At 61.1% G+C, this 15468-nt stretch carries 12 protein-coding genes; 4 read left to right on the plus strand and 8 right to left on the minus strand.

Annotated features, from left to right (window positions below; all coding sequences use genetic code 11):
* The first annotated feature begins 66 nt into the window (after positions 1 to 66).
* Positions 67 to 588, plus strand: coding sequence for a ribosome biogenesis factor YjgA (gene yjgA / locus ACW55A_RS09165; protein ID WP_003364101.1), 522 nt, complete (start codon positions 67 to 69; stop codon positions 586 to 588).
* Between the two features lie 47 nt (positions 589 to 635).
* Here the strand turns inward: yjgA and tldD are convergent, their stop codons facing one another.
* The 8 genes from tldD to mreB form a co-directional block, all read right to left on the minus strand.
* Positions 636 to 2075 carry a metalloprotease TldD gene (gene tldD / locus ACW55A_RS09170; protein ID WP_498810879.1) on the minus strand — a complete coding sequence of 480 codons (1440 nt, stop codon included), beginning with the start codon at positions 2073 to 2075 and terminating at the stop codon, positions 636 to 638.
* A gap of 2 nt (positions 2076 to 2077) precedes the next feature.
* A complete protein-coding gene (locus ACW55A_RS09175) occupies positions 2078 to 2923 on the minus strand; it encodes a carbon-nitrogen hydrolase family protein (protein WP_498810878.1) in 846 nt (281 codons plus the stop codon).
* Positions 2924 to 2971: 48 nt separating this feature from the next.
* Positions 2972 to 6787 carry a YhdP family protein gene (locus ACW55A_RS09180; RefSeq protein ID WP_498810877.1) on the minus strand — a complete coding sequence of 1272 codons (3816 nt, stop codon included), beginning with the start codon at positions 6785 to 6787 and terminating at the stop codon, positions 2972 to 2974.
* A 180-nt stretch (positions 6788 to 6967) separates the two neighbouring features.
* A complete protein-coding gene (rng, locus tag ACW55A_RS09185; protein ID WP_003364105.1) occupies positions 6968 to 8425 on the minus strand; it encodes a ribonuclease G in 1458 nt (485 codons plus the stop codon).
* On the minus strand, positions 8422 to 9024 hold the full coding sequence (locus ACW55A_RS09190; RefSeq protein WP_455808420.1) for a Maf family protein: 603 nt from the start codon (positions 9022 to 9024) through the stop codon (positions 8422 to 8424). The genes rng and ACW55A_RS09190 overlap by 4 nt, the downstream gene beginning before the upstream one ends.
* A gap of 67 nt (positions 9025 to 9091) precedes the next feature.
* Complete coding sequence (gene mreD / locus ACW55A_RS09195; protein WP_003364106.1) at positions 9092 to 9583, minus strand: rod shape-determining protein MreD; 492 nt, start codon at positions 9581 to 9583, stop codon at positions 9092 to 9094.
* Positions 9576 to 10745, minus strand: coding sequence for a rod shape-determining protein MreC (gene mreC, locus ACW55A_RS09200; protein WP_499140268.1), 1170 nt, complete (start codon positions 10743 to 10745; stop codon positions 9576 to 9578). Before mreC ends, mreD begins: the two co-directional genes overlap by 8 nt.
* A gap of 129 nt (positions 10746 to 10874) precedes the next feature.
* Entirely contained in the window at positions 10875 to 11912 is a 1038-nt protein-coding gene (mreB, locus tag ACW55A_RS09205) for a rod shape-determining protein MreB (RefSeq protein WP_002555108.1), read from the minus strand.
* Positions 11913 to 12117: 205 nt separating this feature from the next.
* Between mreB and gatC the strand changes: the two genes are divergently transcribed.
* The 3 genes from gatC to gatB are packed head-to-tail and all read left to right on the plus strand — an operon-like array spanning position 12118 to position 15327.
* A complete protein-coding gene (gene gatC, locus ACW55A_RS09210; protein WP_002555109.1) occupies positions 12118 to 12405 on the plus strand; it encodes an Asp-tRNA(Asn)/Glu-tRNA(Gln) amidotransferase subunit GatC in 288 nt (95 codons plus the stop codon).
* A gap of 14 nt (positions 12406 to 12419) precedes the next feature.
* On the plus strand, positions 12420 to 13871 hold the full coding sequence (gatA, locus tag ACW55A_RS09215; RefSeq protein ID WP_004411689.1) for an Asp-tRNA(Asn)/Glu-tRNA(Gln) amidotransferase subunit GatA: 1452 nt from the start codon (positions 12420 to 12422) through the stop codon (positions 13869 to 13871).
* Between the two features lie 10 nt (positions 13872 to 13881).
* Positions 13882 to 15327, plus strand: coding sequence for an Asp-tRNA(Asn)/Glu-tRNA(Gln) amidotransferase subunit GatB (gene gatB / locus ACW55A_RS09220; protein WP_058398014.1), 1446 nt, complete (start codon positions 13882 to 13884; stop codon positions 15325 to 15327).
* The last annotated feature ends 141 nt before the right edge of the window (positions 15328 to 15468 follow it).

Raw genomic sequence — 15468 nt, forward strand, 5'->3', positions numbered from 1 at the left:
CCGACCGGGCCGGACAAGCGGCCCACGACTGGTTATCATGGCGGCGTTTCTTTGCGGACTGCCCCCATGGTTGATTCTTACGACGACTCCCTCGACGGGGAGAAAAGCAAAACCCAGGTCAAACGAGAGCTGCATGCTCTGGTCGACCTCGGCGAGCGACTGACAACACTCAAAGCCGATGTGCTGGCCAAGCTGCCGCTGACCGACGCTTTGCGCAAGGCCCTGGCCGAAGCGCCCAAGCACACGGCGAACATCGCGCGAAAGCGGCACATTCTGTTCATCGGCAAGCTGATGCGCGATCAGGACCAGGAAGCCATTCTGGTGTTGCTGGACCAACTCGATGCCTCCACTCGCCAATACAATGAACGTTTCCACAATCTGGAGCGCTGGCGTGATCGCCTGATTGCGGGCGATGACGCCGACCTCGAGAAATTCGTTGTCGAATACCCCGATGCCGACCGTCAGCAGCTGCGTTCGCTGATCCGTCAGGCGCAACACGAAGTTGCACGCAACAAACCGCCGGCCACCAGCCGCAAAATCTTCAAATACATCCGTGAGCTGGACGAACTTCAACGCGGTCTGCGTTGATTTCGCCCTCGGGGCCGGCAGCAGAGGCAGCCGGCCCCGACTCACATTCAGCTACCGGTGCCACCCACGGTGATCGCGTCGATTTTCAGCGTAGGCTGACCCACACCGACCGGCAGCGACTGGCCATCTTTCCCGCATGTACCGACGCCGCTGTCCAGCGACAGATCGTTACCCACCATCGACACCCTGCTCATGGCTTCCGGCCCGTTACCGATCAAGGTCGCGCCTTTGACCGGCGCGGTGATCTTGCCGTCTTCGATCAGATAGGCCTCACTGGTTGAAAACACGAACTTGCCGCTGGTGATATCCACCTGGCCACCGCCCAGGTTGGCGCAGTAGATGCCGCGCTTCACTGAGGCGATGATTTCCTGCGGATCGCTCTGCCCGCCCAGCATGTAGGTGTTGGTCATGCGCGGCATCGGCAGGTGGGCATAGGACTCGCGACGGCCGTTGCCGGTACGTGCCACGCCCATCAGGCGCGCATTGAGCTTGTCCTGCATGTAGCCCTTGAGCACGCCATTCTCGATCAGCGTGGTGCATTCGGTCGGTGTGCCCTCGTCATCGACACTCAGCGAGCCACGACGCCCCGCCAGGGTGCCGTCGTCGACGATGGTGCAGAGTTTCGACGCAACCATCTCGCCCATGCGCCCGCTGTAGGCCGAACTGCCCTTGCGGTTGAAGTCGCCCTCAAGGCCGTGACCCACTGCTTCGTGCAGCAGCACGCCAGACCAACCAGAGCCAAGTACTACCGGCAAGGTGCCTGCCGGGGCGGGAATCGCTTCCAGGTTGACCAGCGCCTGACGCAGGGCCTCACGGGCATAGCCCATGGCGCGATCGTCGGTCAGGAAATAACGGTAGTCGGTACGCCCGCCGCCGCCATGCCCGCCCCGCTCGCGACGGCCATTCTGCTCGACGATGACACTGACATTGAAGCGCACCAGCGGGCGCACATCGGCGGCAAGGCTGCCATCCGCGGCGGCCACCAGAATGCGCTCCCAGACGCCGGCCATGCTCACCGAAACCTGCTGGATACGCGAGTCCAGCGCACGCGTCGCAACGTCGATGCGCTTGAGCAACTCGACCTTCTCGGCGCGGCTCAACACTTCCAGCGGGTTATCCGGGGCGTACAACTGCGCCAAGTCCTGCGAGGTGAAAGCCTGCACGCGACCATTCTGGCCAGCGCGGGAGATGGAACGCGCGGCCTGCGCGGCGGTGCGCAGTGCCTCGGCGGTGATCGCGTTGCTGTACGCAAAGCCGGTTTTCTCACCCGACTGGGCACGCACGCCCACGCCTTGATCGAGATTGAAACTGCCTTCCTTGACGATCCCGTCTTCGAGCGACCAGGACTCGGAGATCATGCCCTGAAAATACAGATCGGCCGCGTCGATTCCTGGCCCGGCCAGATCGCCCAGCACGGACTGCAGGCTGTCGAGGTTCAGGCCGCCGGGTGCCAGAAGGTGTTCGCTGACTGAGGACAGATCACTCATATTCACTCCGAAGCAGGCCGCATGGCGTCCTGCGAAAAAAAGCGCCGGTGACTGGACACCGGCATCCGCGCCCGTATGGACGCCTGTTCTTGACTGTCTCGTGTGGCCAGCAGCACCGCTTCACCCTGTGCCTGCTCGGCCAGTACGCGTCCCCATGGATCAACGATGGCCGCGTGTCCGTAAGTCTCGCGAGGCCCCGGATGGACCCCGCCCTGTGCTCCCGCCAGCACGTAACACTGGGTTTCGATGGCACGCGCGCGGATCAGAATGTCCCAGTGCGCAGCCCCCGTTACCGCAGTGAACGCTGACGGCGCGGTAATCAGTTCAGCACCGGCTTCACGCAGCGCGGTGTACAGCTCGGGAAAGCGCAGGTCGTAGCAGACGGTCAGCCCCAGACGCCCCACGGGCGTATCGGCTACCACCACGCTGCTCCCATGAGCATAGTCATCCGATTCACGATAGCGGCCACGGTTGTCAGCGACGTCTACATCGAACAGATGCAGTTTGTCATAACGGGCCACCTGCTCACCGTGCTCGTCGATCAACAGCGAACACGCCGTCACCTTGCCATCCGGCCGATCATCCGGCGGCAGTGGCAAGGTTCCGGCAACAATCCATAACTTGAGGTCGCGAGCGGCCAGTTTCAACCATGGCAGGATCGGTCCGTGCCCCTGAGCCTCGGCACGACCGATATCAGCAACGTCACGGCGCCCCATCGCGACGAAGTTTTCGGGCAGTACCGCCAACCGCGCGCCACCTTCAGCCGCCTGTTCCAGCAAACGCCGAGCACTGCCCAGATTAGCCAGGACATCGCTTTGGCTGACCATCTGAATCACCGCGAAAGACATGGCAACCCGCTCCTGAATGACATGGCCACCACTGTACTCCATGAGACGCTATTGGGGCTTTTCAAATGGCTTGTCGAACGTGATCTTCGGCTCTTTCCAAGGCCCTTCGACCTTGTATTGAACGCTGGCGAAACGCGCAACCCGGTCGCCCAGCAGCTTGTCGACCAGAAACAGCGCCCCGCCAATGGCGGGTGCGCCGACAATCAACGCAGCGATAGGCAGGTTGTTGGTGACCGGCAAGGTCACCAGCAGCTTCGCATCGACGCGATCACGAACCATGTCCAGGGTACCGTTGAGCTCCAGATTACTCGAAGGCCCGGTCAGGGTGATCGGGTTGCGCGTCACATAGACACCGTCGCTGGCGACCAGCAGCCCTTTGACCCGGTCGTAGCTCAGGCCTTTGCCCAGCAGGTCGGAGAAGTCCAGGCGCAGACGCCGGCCGATGGAGTTGAAGTTCAACAGCCCGAATACCCGCAACGCCTGAGCACCGCCCTCGACTTCGACAAACTGGCCTCTGTTGAGCGTGGCATCCAGACTGCCGGAATAGCGCTTCAGACCGACCCAGGCAGGCGAACCCGGCCAGCGTCCGTCCACGTTCATCTCGAAGCGTTCACTGGTGACGGTGGGTGCGAAGTTCCACGCCTTGAGCACATCCGCGAGGTTCTTGCCCGCCAGGCGGCCTTTGAACGAACTGCTGCTGGACCCGGGCGTGCCCTCCCAGGTAGCGTCACCCTCCAGCAGGATGCCTTTGAGCCCCAGGCTCATGTCCGACATGCGCATGCCGGCAGGCGTCGGCCGGGATTTCAACGCCCAGGCCCCCAGCAACTGATCGCCCTGAAACAGTTGGGAGATCTTCACGTCCAGCGCAGGGATATTGTGCGGGTCGATATCCGCCAGAGGGTCGGGTGCATTTTCCACCACGGTCGCTGTCGGATCGGATGCAGGCAGTCGAACGTAGAGCATGTTGATGCCGATCGGGACAGACTTGGCGTCGGGCAGCGTTGCCGTGCCCTTGGCCAGCGCGCTGTCCAGCGACAGGGCCCAGGCTGCCGCGTTGCGCTGCAATTGAACACGCACGTCATTGAGTGTGGTGCCCATCGCGGTCAGCTTGCCGATCTGCAGATCGACGCTGTTAAGCAGTTGCTTCGCGTTGCCGCCCGGATCATTCCCGGCGTACCGCGCGGCCAGTTCCTGCCAGGGCGCTATATCCAGCTCGGACAACTCGCCACGGATCCGCAAGCCTTTGGCGTCCGGCACGATCGCCCCGCCGCGCCCCAGATAGAGTTCGCCTCGACCTTCGGCAAACTTGCCATTCGGTGCAGCGAAAGCAAAGTTGGCCTGATCGTTATACGCCGCGCCGAGCCTGCGCTCCGCGCCTTGCAGAGTCATGCGGAACTCGCTGGGACGCTCCTGTTCGGCGGTTTTGCCAAACGGTGCGGGCAAATCGATCGCCACGCCCTTGAGCGTGGAGTTGATTACCAGCGGGCTGTCCTTGCTGTCCAGAATCAACTGCAACTGATACGGCAGGTCACCGGAGACCGGCAGCGGCTGGGTCACGTTCAGCCAGTCGGTCAGCCGCTTCACGGTGATTTGCCCGTTCGCCACAATGCGTGTCACGTTGTCGCCTGGCTTGCCCTCGGCGGCGATTTCTGCGGTCACAGGACGATCAAATGCCTGGGCCTTGATGCCCTTGCCACTCAGGCCACTGGCGCTGTCGAAACGGAAATCGCCCTTCAGGCGAGTCAGCTCCAGCACCGGGTCAGCCAGTTTCAGACGCGCATTGTCGGTGCTGAAATCCACCACGACCTTTGGCTCGACGCCCTTGGCCAGCGGGATATCCAGCTTCAGTTTGCCGTCCAGCGGACCTTCGCCCTGCCATCCCGCAAATGTGCTGCCCGTGCCAATGGGCGCCTGCTGGAGAATCTTCAGGCCGTCGATCAGGTTTCCGGAGAAATTACCGTCCACCAGCAGGTGACTGTCCTGACCTGACGGCACATGAGGAATATTGACCAGCACGTTGCTGACCTTGGTATCGAGCAACTGGCCTTTGCTTGCCTTGACACGTACACCGCTGTTTTCGACGTAGACCTTGCCATCCACCCCGGTCAGCGAAGGCCAGCCCGGCTGGAACGCCAGCGTTGCGTTACTGACATCGAAGAACAGGCTGATGACACGCGCCGTATCGGGCGAATTCTTGTTCAGCGACCCTTGATACTGGAAGAACCCCTGCTTGACCGCGCCACTTACCACCGCGGTGCGCAACCAGTGATCAAGCTCCGGACTGAGCGCTGTCGGCAGGTACTTGCTGGTGTAACGGCCATCGCCGTCAACCATGCCGACCCGCAGGTCCATGTAATCTTCCTGATCATGACTGAGATGAATCTTGATCAGAAAGTCCGCCGCAATCTTGCCTTCGTCGCCAAGCACCTTGATATACGGGGCGATCAGCGTGAACGCCTGATCATCCAGTTTCCAGGTCAGACGGGCATTGGCCTTCTGGTAACGCCAGGGTTTGGCGAAGATCGGGTCCAGGTGCAGCATGAAATCATCGGTGTCGAGGCGCAGCTCGCCCTGCCCCAGATCCCCGCTGATGGCACCGGTGACATTTCCGGCCGCCGGGGCCCCGCGATACGCGTTGAAACCCACCTTGTCCAGATTGGCGGCAAAGCTCAGGCGCTTGTCGCCCACTGCCTGCGGCCGGTAGTCGAGCAGCACGTTGTGCAGCCCGCCTGTCACCTTGAGGCCGTCGACCACTGCCATGGCCTTGTCAGGCAGGGGCGCGAGGGAGTCGATCAGCGGCGTGACGGGAGTCAGGTCCAGACGATCAGCCTGTACGTGCCAGAGCTCTTCGCTGTCGGGCGTCGCGGCGGTTTGCGTCAGTTGCACACGGCTTTCCCAGCGCGTGTCGCCAAGGCTCATCGCCAGTGAATCGAGGTTCAGGTCGAAACCTGTTTCAGTCCGTGCAAACCATGCGTTCAGCGCGAGATTATCGATCGTCGCCGGTTTTCGACCGGCATAAACGCCTTTGACCTGCGGTGCATTGAGGCGCGTCGTCGCGCTTTGCACGGTGCCCTTGCCCCAATTCAACCAGACCTCGCCCCCGGCCTGCAGCTTCGACAGTGTCCATTCGCGCGTGAGACTTTTCGGCAGCCACTTGGCCCAGTCGCTTTGCGGCAGGCTGGCGTAGACATCGGCCTCGCCGTCCTTCCACTGACTGGCCTGAATGCGCGAGCGCACGTTGAGCGCGACCGGCTGACCATCCGGCAGGGTCAGGCGTGCGTCAAGTCGCTGGGCATAGCTGCCGGTGTCCAGGCTGAGGTTTACATAGGTGAGGGTCAGCGGCGCGGCGTCAAACGGTTGCACCGTAACCTGGCTGTCGAGCAGCGACAAATGCGCGACCATCTGCATCTGCCTGAGCACCTGCTCGGGGTCGAAGGGGCTGTCGTTGTGCACCGGCAAGCCCTGAACCGACCATGCGCCGTCCTTGTCCTGCCTGAGACTGAACTGCAGGCCGTCCACTTCAATATGAGCGATGCGCACGTCACGCGCCAGCAGGCTTTCCCAAAGGTCGGGAACAACCCTTACGCGATCCAGACGCAGGGCACTGGTGCCCTCGCCGACCATCACATCGTTGGCCAGCAATACCGGAGCAAAGCGGCTCCAGCTGCCTTCCAGGCTGCCGATGCTCAACGGTATACCCAACGCGCTGCTGGCACGGGTTTCCACATCGACACGGTATTCGGCAACCAGCGGCGTCAATTGACGGCCGAGACTCACGTACAGCGCCGCAAGCACCAGCATCAGTGCGCACAGGCTCAGCCCCCAGCGGGTCAGGGTTGCGACAAGGCGAGGAAGACGTCCCATCTCAGGAGGCCCTCCACTGCGAGGTGCGAGGAGCGGAATCGGCGAACGGATTCCGGCTCGGAGGTGCAGGTGCGGTCAGGTACAGGTTTTGCTCATTCGCCACGCATCATTCTCGATAAAACGGCATACCTGCCAGAAACCCGTAGGGCACTTTTCATATATTTCAAACGATCAGCACCCTCAGAGCAGCACCACGTCGTATTGTTCCTGCGAGTACATGGTTTCTACCTGAAAACGGATAGTGCGGCCAATAAAGCTCTCCAGCTCAGCCACGTTGCCGGACTCTTCGTCGAGCAGGCGATCCACCACGCGCTGATTGGCCAGAACGCGATAGCCCACTGCCTGATAGGCCCTGGCCTCGCGCAGGATTTCCCGGAAGATTTCGTAGCAGATGGTCTCGGGGGTCTTCAGCTTGCCCCGCCCTGCGCAGCAATGACACGGTTCGCACAGCACCTGCTCGAGGCTTTCGCGGGTGCGCTTGCGCGTCATCTGCACCAGACCCAGCTCGGTGATACCGATGATGTTGGTCTTGGCGTGATCGCGTTCCAGTTGTTTCTCCAGCGTGCGCAGCACCTGACGCTGATGCTCACCGTCTTCCATGTCGATGAAATCGATGATGATGATGCCGCCCAGATTGCGCAGGCGCAGCTGCCGGGCGATGGCCGTGGCGGCTTCCAGATTGGTCTTGAAGATGGTTTCTTCGAGGTTGCGATGCCCCACGAACGCGCCGGTATTGACGTCGATGGTGCTCATCGCTTCGGCCGGGTCGATTACCAGATAGCCACCCGACTTGAGCGGCACCTTGCGCTCGAGGGCCTTCTGGATTTCGTCCTCGACCCCATAGAGGTCGAAGATCGGCCGCTCGCCCGGATAGTGCTCGAGCCTGTCGGCAATTTCCGGCATCAGCTCGGCCACGAACTGGGTGGTTTTCTGAAAGGTCTCCCGCGAGTCGATACGGATCTTCTCGATGCGCGGGCTGACCAGATCGCGCAAGGTGCGCAGCGCCAGGCCCAGGTCTTCGTAAATCACCGTGGGTGGACTGACGGTCTTGATCTGCTCGCCGATCTGATCCCAGAGCCTGCGCAGATAGCGGATGTCCATGAGGATTTCGTCGGCACCGGCGCCTTCCGCAGCAGTGCGCAGAATGAAACCTCCGGCTTCCTTGATACCTTCCTGGGCAACACAATCGCTGACCACTTTCTTGAGTCGTTCGCGCTCGGCTTCGTCCTCGATTTTCAGCGAGATGCCCACATGCGCAGTGCGCGGCATGTACACCAGATAACGTGACGGAATGGAGAGTTGCGTGGTCAGCCGTGCGCCCTTGCTGCCGATCGGGTCTTTGGTGACTTGCACGACAAGGCTCTGGCCATCATGTACCAGCGACGCAATGCTCTCGACCGCTGGCCCTTCCCGCATGGAGATTTCCGACGCATGAATGAACGCCGCGCGGTCCAGACCAATGTCGATGAACGCCGCCTGCATGCCGGGAAGCACCCGCACAACCTTGCCTTTGTAGATATTGCCGACAATGCCGCGACGCTGGGTGCGCTCGACGTGCACCTCTTGCAGAACCCCGTTTTCCACCACTGCCACGCGCGATTCCATCGGCGTGATGTTGATCAGAATCTCTTCACTCATGACTTGTCACCTTCCAGGCATTGCCAGCAGGGTATGCCGAAATGGCCGAGCAGTTCTGCGGTTTCGCACAGGGGCAGCCCCACCACCCCAGAATAGCTGCCTTGCAGACCCTCGACGAAAATCGCTGCCAACCCCTGGATGGCATAGCCGCCGGCCTTGTCGGCGGGCTCGCCACTGGTCCAGTAGGCCTGGGCTTCATGGGTTTGAATCGGGCGAAAGCGCACACGACTGGTAACAATACGGGTTTCGCTGCGTTGCCGATCACTGAGCGCGACAGCCGTCAGCACGTCATGCTCGCGCCCGGACAGGGCCATCAACATCGCCAAGGCATCCGCTTCATCGACCGGCTTGCCAAGAATGCGTCCATCGAGCACCACCGCCGTGTCGGCCCCCATCACGCAGGCCTGTTGTTCGGCTGGCAGCACGGACAGCCCGGCCTGAGCCTTGCCCAGCGCAAGACGCTCAACATAGGTAGCGGGGGTTTCATGGTCAAAGGGGGTTTCGTCGATCTGAGCGCTCAGTACGGTAAACGGCACACCGATCTGAGTCAGAAGTTCGCGGCGGCGCGGCGAGCCAGAAGCCAGATAAAGCGAGGGCATAAGGACATCTCCGTGTCTGTGCGGGTGAGCGCGAGGGACGCAGCGGGGCGTCGCGCTCACCTTGCGCTTAATTGATTTTCAAACGTTTGCGCAATCCACGCAGGCCATAACTGATCCAGGGCCACAACAGAGCGCTGACCAACGCGGGCAGCACCAGCGCCAGCGTAGGCTGACGGTTGCCGGTCAATGCGCTCAGCCAGAGTTGCGCAAGCTGCGCCAGACCGAATACCACCAACAGCACCAGGCACTGTTGCCACATGGGAAACATGCGCAGGCGCTGCTGCAGGGACATCACCAGAAAGGTAATCAGGCTGAGGATCAGGGCATTCTGGCCGAGCAGTGTGCCGTACAGCACATCCTCCATCAGGCCCAGTATCCACGCGGTGGTCATGCCGTATTTGTGCGGCAGCGCCAGAACCCAGAAGGTCAGCAGCAGGGCCAGCCACAGCGGGCGGAAAATTTCCATGAATTGCGGCAGCGGCGAAACGCTCAGCAACAGACCGATCGCAAACGTCAGCCAGACCACCCAGCCATTGCGCCCGGAAACATGACTAACCATCGATAGGCTCCCGAGCGGTGGAAGGTCTTGAGGCAGGCGGCTGTGACGCCGCAGGCCGGGAGGCAGGTCTTGCCGGTGTCGCAGGCGTTGCCGCCGGTGCAGGGGTTGTCGATTGCGCCGCCGGCTTGTGCGTCAGCGTACTGCCCGGAAAGACCGGAACGACTGCCTGTGGCCACATCGGGAAGGCGGGTGTCGGCGGAGGCAACGTCGCCATCACGGAAGGCTCGATGCCCTTGTCGAGGGATTCCTGCGCTTGCGCCGCATCGGCAGCGCGTTCTTCCGGCGAGCGGCCGTCAGAGAACACCAGCAACAGATAGCGACTGCGATTCAACGCAGCGGTGGGCACTGCCCGAACGATCGCGAACGGCTGGCCGGAGTCGTGAATCACTTCCTTGACCGTTGCCACCGGGTAGCCGGCCGGGAATCGCTGGCCAAGGCCCGAGCTAACCAGCAGGTCGCCTTCCTTGATGTCTGCGGTGTCCGCCACATGCCGAAGCTCCAGACGTTCCGGATTACCGGTGCCGCTGGCGATGGCACGCAGACCGTTGCGGTTGACCTGCACCGGGATGCTGTGGGTGGTGTCGGTCAGCAACAAGACGCGTGAGGTATAGGGCATCAACTCGACCACCTGCCCCATCAGGCCGCGTGCATCGAGCACAGGCTGACCGAGCACCACGCCGTCGCGCTCGCCCTTGTTGATGATGATGCGATGGGTGAAGGGGTTCGGGTCCATGCCGATCAGCTCGGCGACCTCGACCTTTTCGTTGACCAGCGCCGAGGAGTTCAGCAACTCACGCAGCCGGACGTTCTGCTCGGTCAGTGCCGCCAGCTTTTGCAGGCGACCTTGCAGGAGCAGGGCTTCGGTCTTGAGTTTTTCGTTTTCGGCGATCAGCTCTGTGCGGCTGCCGAACTGACTGGCGACGCCTTGATACAGACGCTGTGGCAGGTCGACGATCCAGTAGGACTGCATGAGCACCATCGACATCTGGCTGCGCACGGGCTTGAGGATCGTAAAGCGGGCGTCGACAACCATCAACGCAACCGACAGAACGGCGAGCACCAGCAGACGTACGCCCAGCGAAGGGCCTTTTGAGAAAAGCGGTTTAATGGGCCGCTCCTCCGGGGCATGCGATCGTTGGATCGAACTTCGATTGGCAATTATTCATGCGGTATGTAACCGGCCCGGACAAATGAAAGAGATAGGCACCCTGTTTCGGCGTCAGCCTGAAGCATACAGGTAGCATATCCGCTACCTGCATACAAAAGACTCCGTGAAAGGCACCCCGGCGAATTATTCGCTGGAGAGCAGATCCATGGTGTGCTTATCCATCATTTCCAGCGCACGGCCACCGCCACGCGCTACACAGGTCAGCGGATCTTCGGCAACGATGACCGGCAGGCCGGTTTCCTGCGCCAGCAACTTGTCCAGATCACGCAGCAACGCACCACCACCGGTCAGGACCAGACCACGCTCGGCGATGTCCGAGGCCAGTTCCGGAGGCGATTGCTCCAGAGCGCTCTTGACCGCCTGAACGATGGTCGCCAGCGACTCCTGCAGTGCTTCGAGAACTTCGTTGGAGTTCAGCGTGAACGCACGCGGAACGCCTTCAGCCAGGTTACGGCCACGGACGTCGACTTCACGCACTTCACCGCCCGGATAGGCAGTACCGATTTCCTGCTTGATGCGCTCGGCAGTGGATTCGCCGATCAGGCTGCCGTAGTTGCGGCGCACATAGGTGATGATCGCTTCGTCGAAACGGTCACCGCCAACCCGTACGGATTCGGCATACACCACACCGTTCAGGGAGATCAGGGCGATTTCGGTGGTGCCGCCGCCGATGTCGACAACCATCGAGCCGCGAGCTTCTTCCACCGGCAGACCGGCACCGATTGCTGCGGCCATCGGCTCTTCGATCAGGAAGACTTCGCGTGCGCCTGCACCCAGGGCCGACTCGCGAATCGCGCGACGCTCAACCTGGGTGGATTTGCACGGAACGCAGATCAGCACACGAGGGCTGGGCTGCAGAAAGCTGTTTTCATGAACCTTGTTGATGAAGTACTGCAACATTTTTTCGCAGACGCTGAAGTCGGCGATAACGCCGTCTTTCATTGGACGAATGGCTGCGATGTTGCCTGGAGTACGGCCCAGCATGCGCTTGGCTTCGGTACCGACGGCCACGACACTCTTCTGGTTGCCGTGAGTACGAATGGCAACGACAGAGGGTTCATTCAGAACGATACCGCGCTCACGCACGTAAATAAGGGTGTTGGCAGTGCCCAGGTCGATGGATAGATCACTGGAAAACATGCCACGCAGTTTCTTGAACATGGGAAAGGGACCCTAGGGAACGCGTGGTAAAAAAAGTGCGGCAAACTCTAACAACGACAGGGATTTTGGGCAAGGAGCCAATATGCTAAATTGGCGGTTTTCCGAACACCACCCTCGACGTTAGCGGCTTGAGACAGTAATAACGCGATAGTGTTCCGCAATTGGCAACAAAGCAAATCCATAAGCATTCCACTGGAGATACCCCATGGCGCTTGAACGCTCCGACGTGGAAAAGATCGCTCATCTGGCCCGACTGGGTCTCAATGACGCCGATATCCCGCGTACCACCGAAGCACTTAACAGCATTCTTGGGCTGGTCGATCAGATGCAAGCAGTCGACACCACTGGCATCGAGCCGCTGGCTCACCCGCTGGAAGCCACCCAGCGCCTGCGCGAAGACGCCGTCACCGAGCGAAATCGTCGTGACACTTACCAAGCCATCGCACCAGCGGTCCAAGACGGCCTCTATCTGGTTCCGAAAGTCATCGAGTAAGGGAAAGCGCCTGCATGCATCAAATGACTCTGGCCGAGATCGCTCGCGGACTCGCCGATAAAAAGTTTTCTTCCGAAGAGCTGACTCGCGTTCTGCTGTCGCGCATCGCGACGCTCGACCCGCAGCTCAACAGCTTCATCAGCCTCACCGAAGACTTGGCCATCACCCAGGCGCAGGCGGCAGACGCGCGCCGCGCCGCTGGTGAAAACGGCCCGCTGCTCGGCGCTCCGCTGGCGCACAAGGACCTGTTCTGCACCCAGGGCATCCGCACCAGTTGCGGCTCGCTGATGCTCGACAATTTCAAGGCACCGTACGACGCCACGGTTGTTTCGCGTCTGGCATCGGCCGGTACTGTGACACTGGGCAAGACCAACATGGACGAATTCGCCATGGGTTCGGCCAACGAATCCAGCCATTACGGCGCGGTGAAAAACCCGTGGAACCTGGAATGCGTCCCTGGCGGTTCTTCGGGTGGTTCGGCAGCCGCTGTCGCTGCACGCCTGTTGCCCGCCGCGACCGGCACCGACACGGGCGGCTCGATTCGCCAGCCTGCGGCACTGACCAACCTCACGGGCCTCAAGCCGACCTACGGCCGCGTATCGCGCTGGGGCATGATTGCCTACGCCTCCAGCCTCGATCAGGCGGGTCCGATGGCACGCACGGCCGAAGACTGCGCACTGCTGCTGCAAGGCATGGCCGGTTTCGATCCGCAGGACTCGACCAGTATCGACGAGCCGGTTCCGGACTACTCCGCCAGCCTCAATACCTCGCTCAAGGGCCTGCGTATCGGTGTGCCGAAAGAGTATTTCAGCGCAGGTCTGGACCCGCGCATCGCGCAGCTGGTGCATGAAAGCGTTAAGGAGCTGGAAAAGCTCGGCGCGATCGTCAAGGAAATCAGCCTGCCGAACCTTCAGCACGCGATCCCGGCCTACTACGTCATCGCCCCGGCTGAAGCCTCGTCCAACCTGTCGCGCTTTGACGGTGTGCGTTTCGGCTATCGCTGCGAAGACCCGAAAGACCTGACCGACCTGTACAAGCGCTCGCGCGCCGAAGGCTTCGGCCCGGAAGTCCAGCGACGCATCATGGTCGGCGCCTACGCGCTGTCGGCGGGTTACTACGACGCCTATTACCTGCAGGCGCAGAAAATCCGTCGCCTGATCAAGAACGACTTCATGAGCGCGTTCGCCGATGTCGACGTGATTCTCGGTCCGACCACGCCCAACCCGGCCTGGAAGATCGGCGCCAAGACCAACGATCCGATTGCCGAATACCTGGAAGACTTCTACACCATCACCGCCAACCTGGCGGGCCTGCCCGGCTTGTCCATGCCTGCAGGCTTCGTCGACGGTCTACCGGTCGGCGTGCAGCTGCTCGCTCCGTATTTCCAGGAAGGCCGTCTCTTGAATGTGGCGCATCAGTATCAGCAAGTCACCGACTGGCACACTCGCGCACCTGAAGGCTTCTGAGGAGAAACACATGCAATGGGAAGTCGTCATCGGGCTGGAGATTCATACCCAGCTTTCGACCCAATCAAAGATTTTTTCCGGTAGCGCGACCACGTTCGGCTCCGAGCCCAACACGCAGGCCAGCCTCGTCGATCTGGGCATGCCTGGCGTATTGCCGGTGCTGAACAAGGAAGCCGTGCGCATGGCCGTCAAGTTCGGCCTGGCCGTCAACGCCGAAATCGGCCAGCACAACGTGTTCGCCCGCAAGAACTACTTCTACCCGGACCTGCCCAAGGGCTATCAGATCAGCCAGATGGAGCTGCCGATCGTCGGCAAGGGCCACCTGGACATCCCCCTTGAAGACGGCACGGTCAAGCGCATCGGCATCACCCGTGCGCACCTGGAAGAGGATGCAGGCAAGAGCCTGCACGAAGACTTCCAGGGCATGACCGGTATCGACCTGAACCGTGCTGGCACGCCGCTGCTGGAGATCGTTTCCGAGCCGGACATGCGCAGCGCCAAGGAAGCCGTGGCTTACGTCAAGGCCATCCACGCGATCGTGCGCTACCTGGGCATCTGTGATGGCAACATGGCCGAAGGTTCGCTGCGCTGCGACTGCAACGTATCGATTCGTCCGAAGGGCCAGGTCGAGTTCGGCACGCGCTGCGAGATCAAGAACGTCAACTCGTTCCGCTTTATAGAAAAGGCGATCAACAGCGAGATTCAGCGCCAGATCGATCTGATCGAAGACGGTGGCAAGGTTATCCAGCAAACGCGCCTGTATGACCCGAACACCAACGAAACCCGCGCCATGCGCAGCAAGGAGGAAGCCAACGACTACCGTTACTTCCCCGACCCGGATCTGTTGCCGGTGATCATCGAGGATTCTTTCCTCGAAGAAACCCGCGCCACCTTGCCGGAGCTGCCACCACAGAAACGCGAACGCTTCCAGAGCCAGTTCGGCCTCTCGACCTACGACGCCAGCGTGCTGGCTTCGAGCCGTGAGCAGGCTGACTACTTCGAACAAGTGGTGAGCATCAGTGGTGACGCCAAACTGGCAGCCAACTGGGTCATGGTCGAGCTGGGCAGCCTGCTCAACAAGCAGGGCCTGGAGATCGACCAGTCGCCGGTCAGTGCCGAGCAGTTGGGCGGCATGCTCAAGCGCATCACCGACAACACCATTTCCGGCAAGATCGCGAAAATGGTCTTCGAGGCGATGGCCAATGGTGAAGGCAGCGCCGATGAAATCATCGAAAAGCGCGGCCTGAAGCAGGTCACCGACAGCGGTGCCATTGAATCGATGCTCGACGAGGTGCTGGCAGCCAACGCGGAGCAGGTCGAACAATATCGCGCCGCCGATGAAGCCAAGCGCGGCAAGATGTTCGGTTTCTTCGTTGGTCAGGCGATGAAAGCTTCCAAAGGCAAAGCCAACCCGCAGCAGGTCAACGAACTGCTGAAGACCAAGCTGGAGGGCTGATCCTCGTCACTCACGTTCCCATGCTATGCGATCAGCGTTATACACGAGTCTTGTGGGAGCGAGCTTACTCGCGAATAGGCCGGTACAGCCTCTAGAGACAGGGCGTTTGGACCAAGGTCTTCGTGAGCAAGCTCACTCCCA

The sequence above is a fragment of the Plantibacter cousiniae (nom. nud.) genome (genome assembly GCF_977070315.1).

Excerpts from the sequence above, each read along its gene's own strand:
- yjgA (WP_003364101.1), top strand. The coding sequence starts at position 67 with ATGGTTGATTCTTACGACGACTCCCTCGACGGGGAGAAAAGCAAAACC.
- tldD (WP_498810879.1), bottom strand. The coding sequence starts at position 2,075 with ATGAGTGATCTGTCCTCAGTCAGCGAACACCTTCTGGCACCCGGCGGC.
- ACW55A_RS09175 (WP_498810878.1), bottom strand. The coding sequence starts at position 2,923 with ATGTCTTTCGCGGTGATTCAGATGGTCAGCCAAAGCGATGTCCTGGCT.
- ACW55A_RS09180 (WP_498810877.1), bottom strand. The coding sequence starts at position 6,787 with ATGGGACGTCTTCCTCGCCTTGTCGCAACCCTGACCCGCTGGGGGCTG.
- rng (WP_003364105.1), bottom strand. The coding sequence starts at position 8,425 with ATGAGTGAAGAGATTCTGATCAACATCACGCCGATGGAATCGCGCGTG.
- ACW55A_RS09190 (WP_455808420.1), bottom strand. The coding sequence starts at position 9,024 with ATGCCCTCGCTTTATCTGGCTTCTGGCTCGCCGCGCCGCCGCGAACTT.
- mreD (WP_003364106.1), bottom strand. The coding sequence starts at position 9,583 with ATGGTTAGTCATGTTTCCGGGCGCAATGGCTGGGTGGTCTGGCTGACG.
- mreB (WP_002555108.1), bottom strand. The coding sequence starts at position 11,912 with ATGTTCAAGAAACTGCGTGGCATGTTTTCCAGTGATCTATCCATCGAC.
- gatC (WP_002555109.1), top strand. The coding sequence starts at position 12,118 with ATGGCGCTTGAACGCTCCGACGTGGAAAAGATCGCTCATCTGGCCCGA.
- gatA (WP_004411689.1), top strand. The coding sequence starts at position 12,420 with ATGCATCAAATGACTCTGGCCGAGATCGCTCGCGGACTCGCCGATAAA.
- gatB (WP_058398014.1), top strand. The coding sequence starts at position 13,882 with ATGCAATGGGAAGTCGTCATCGGGCTGGAGATTCATACCCAGCTTTCG.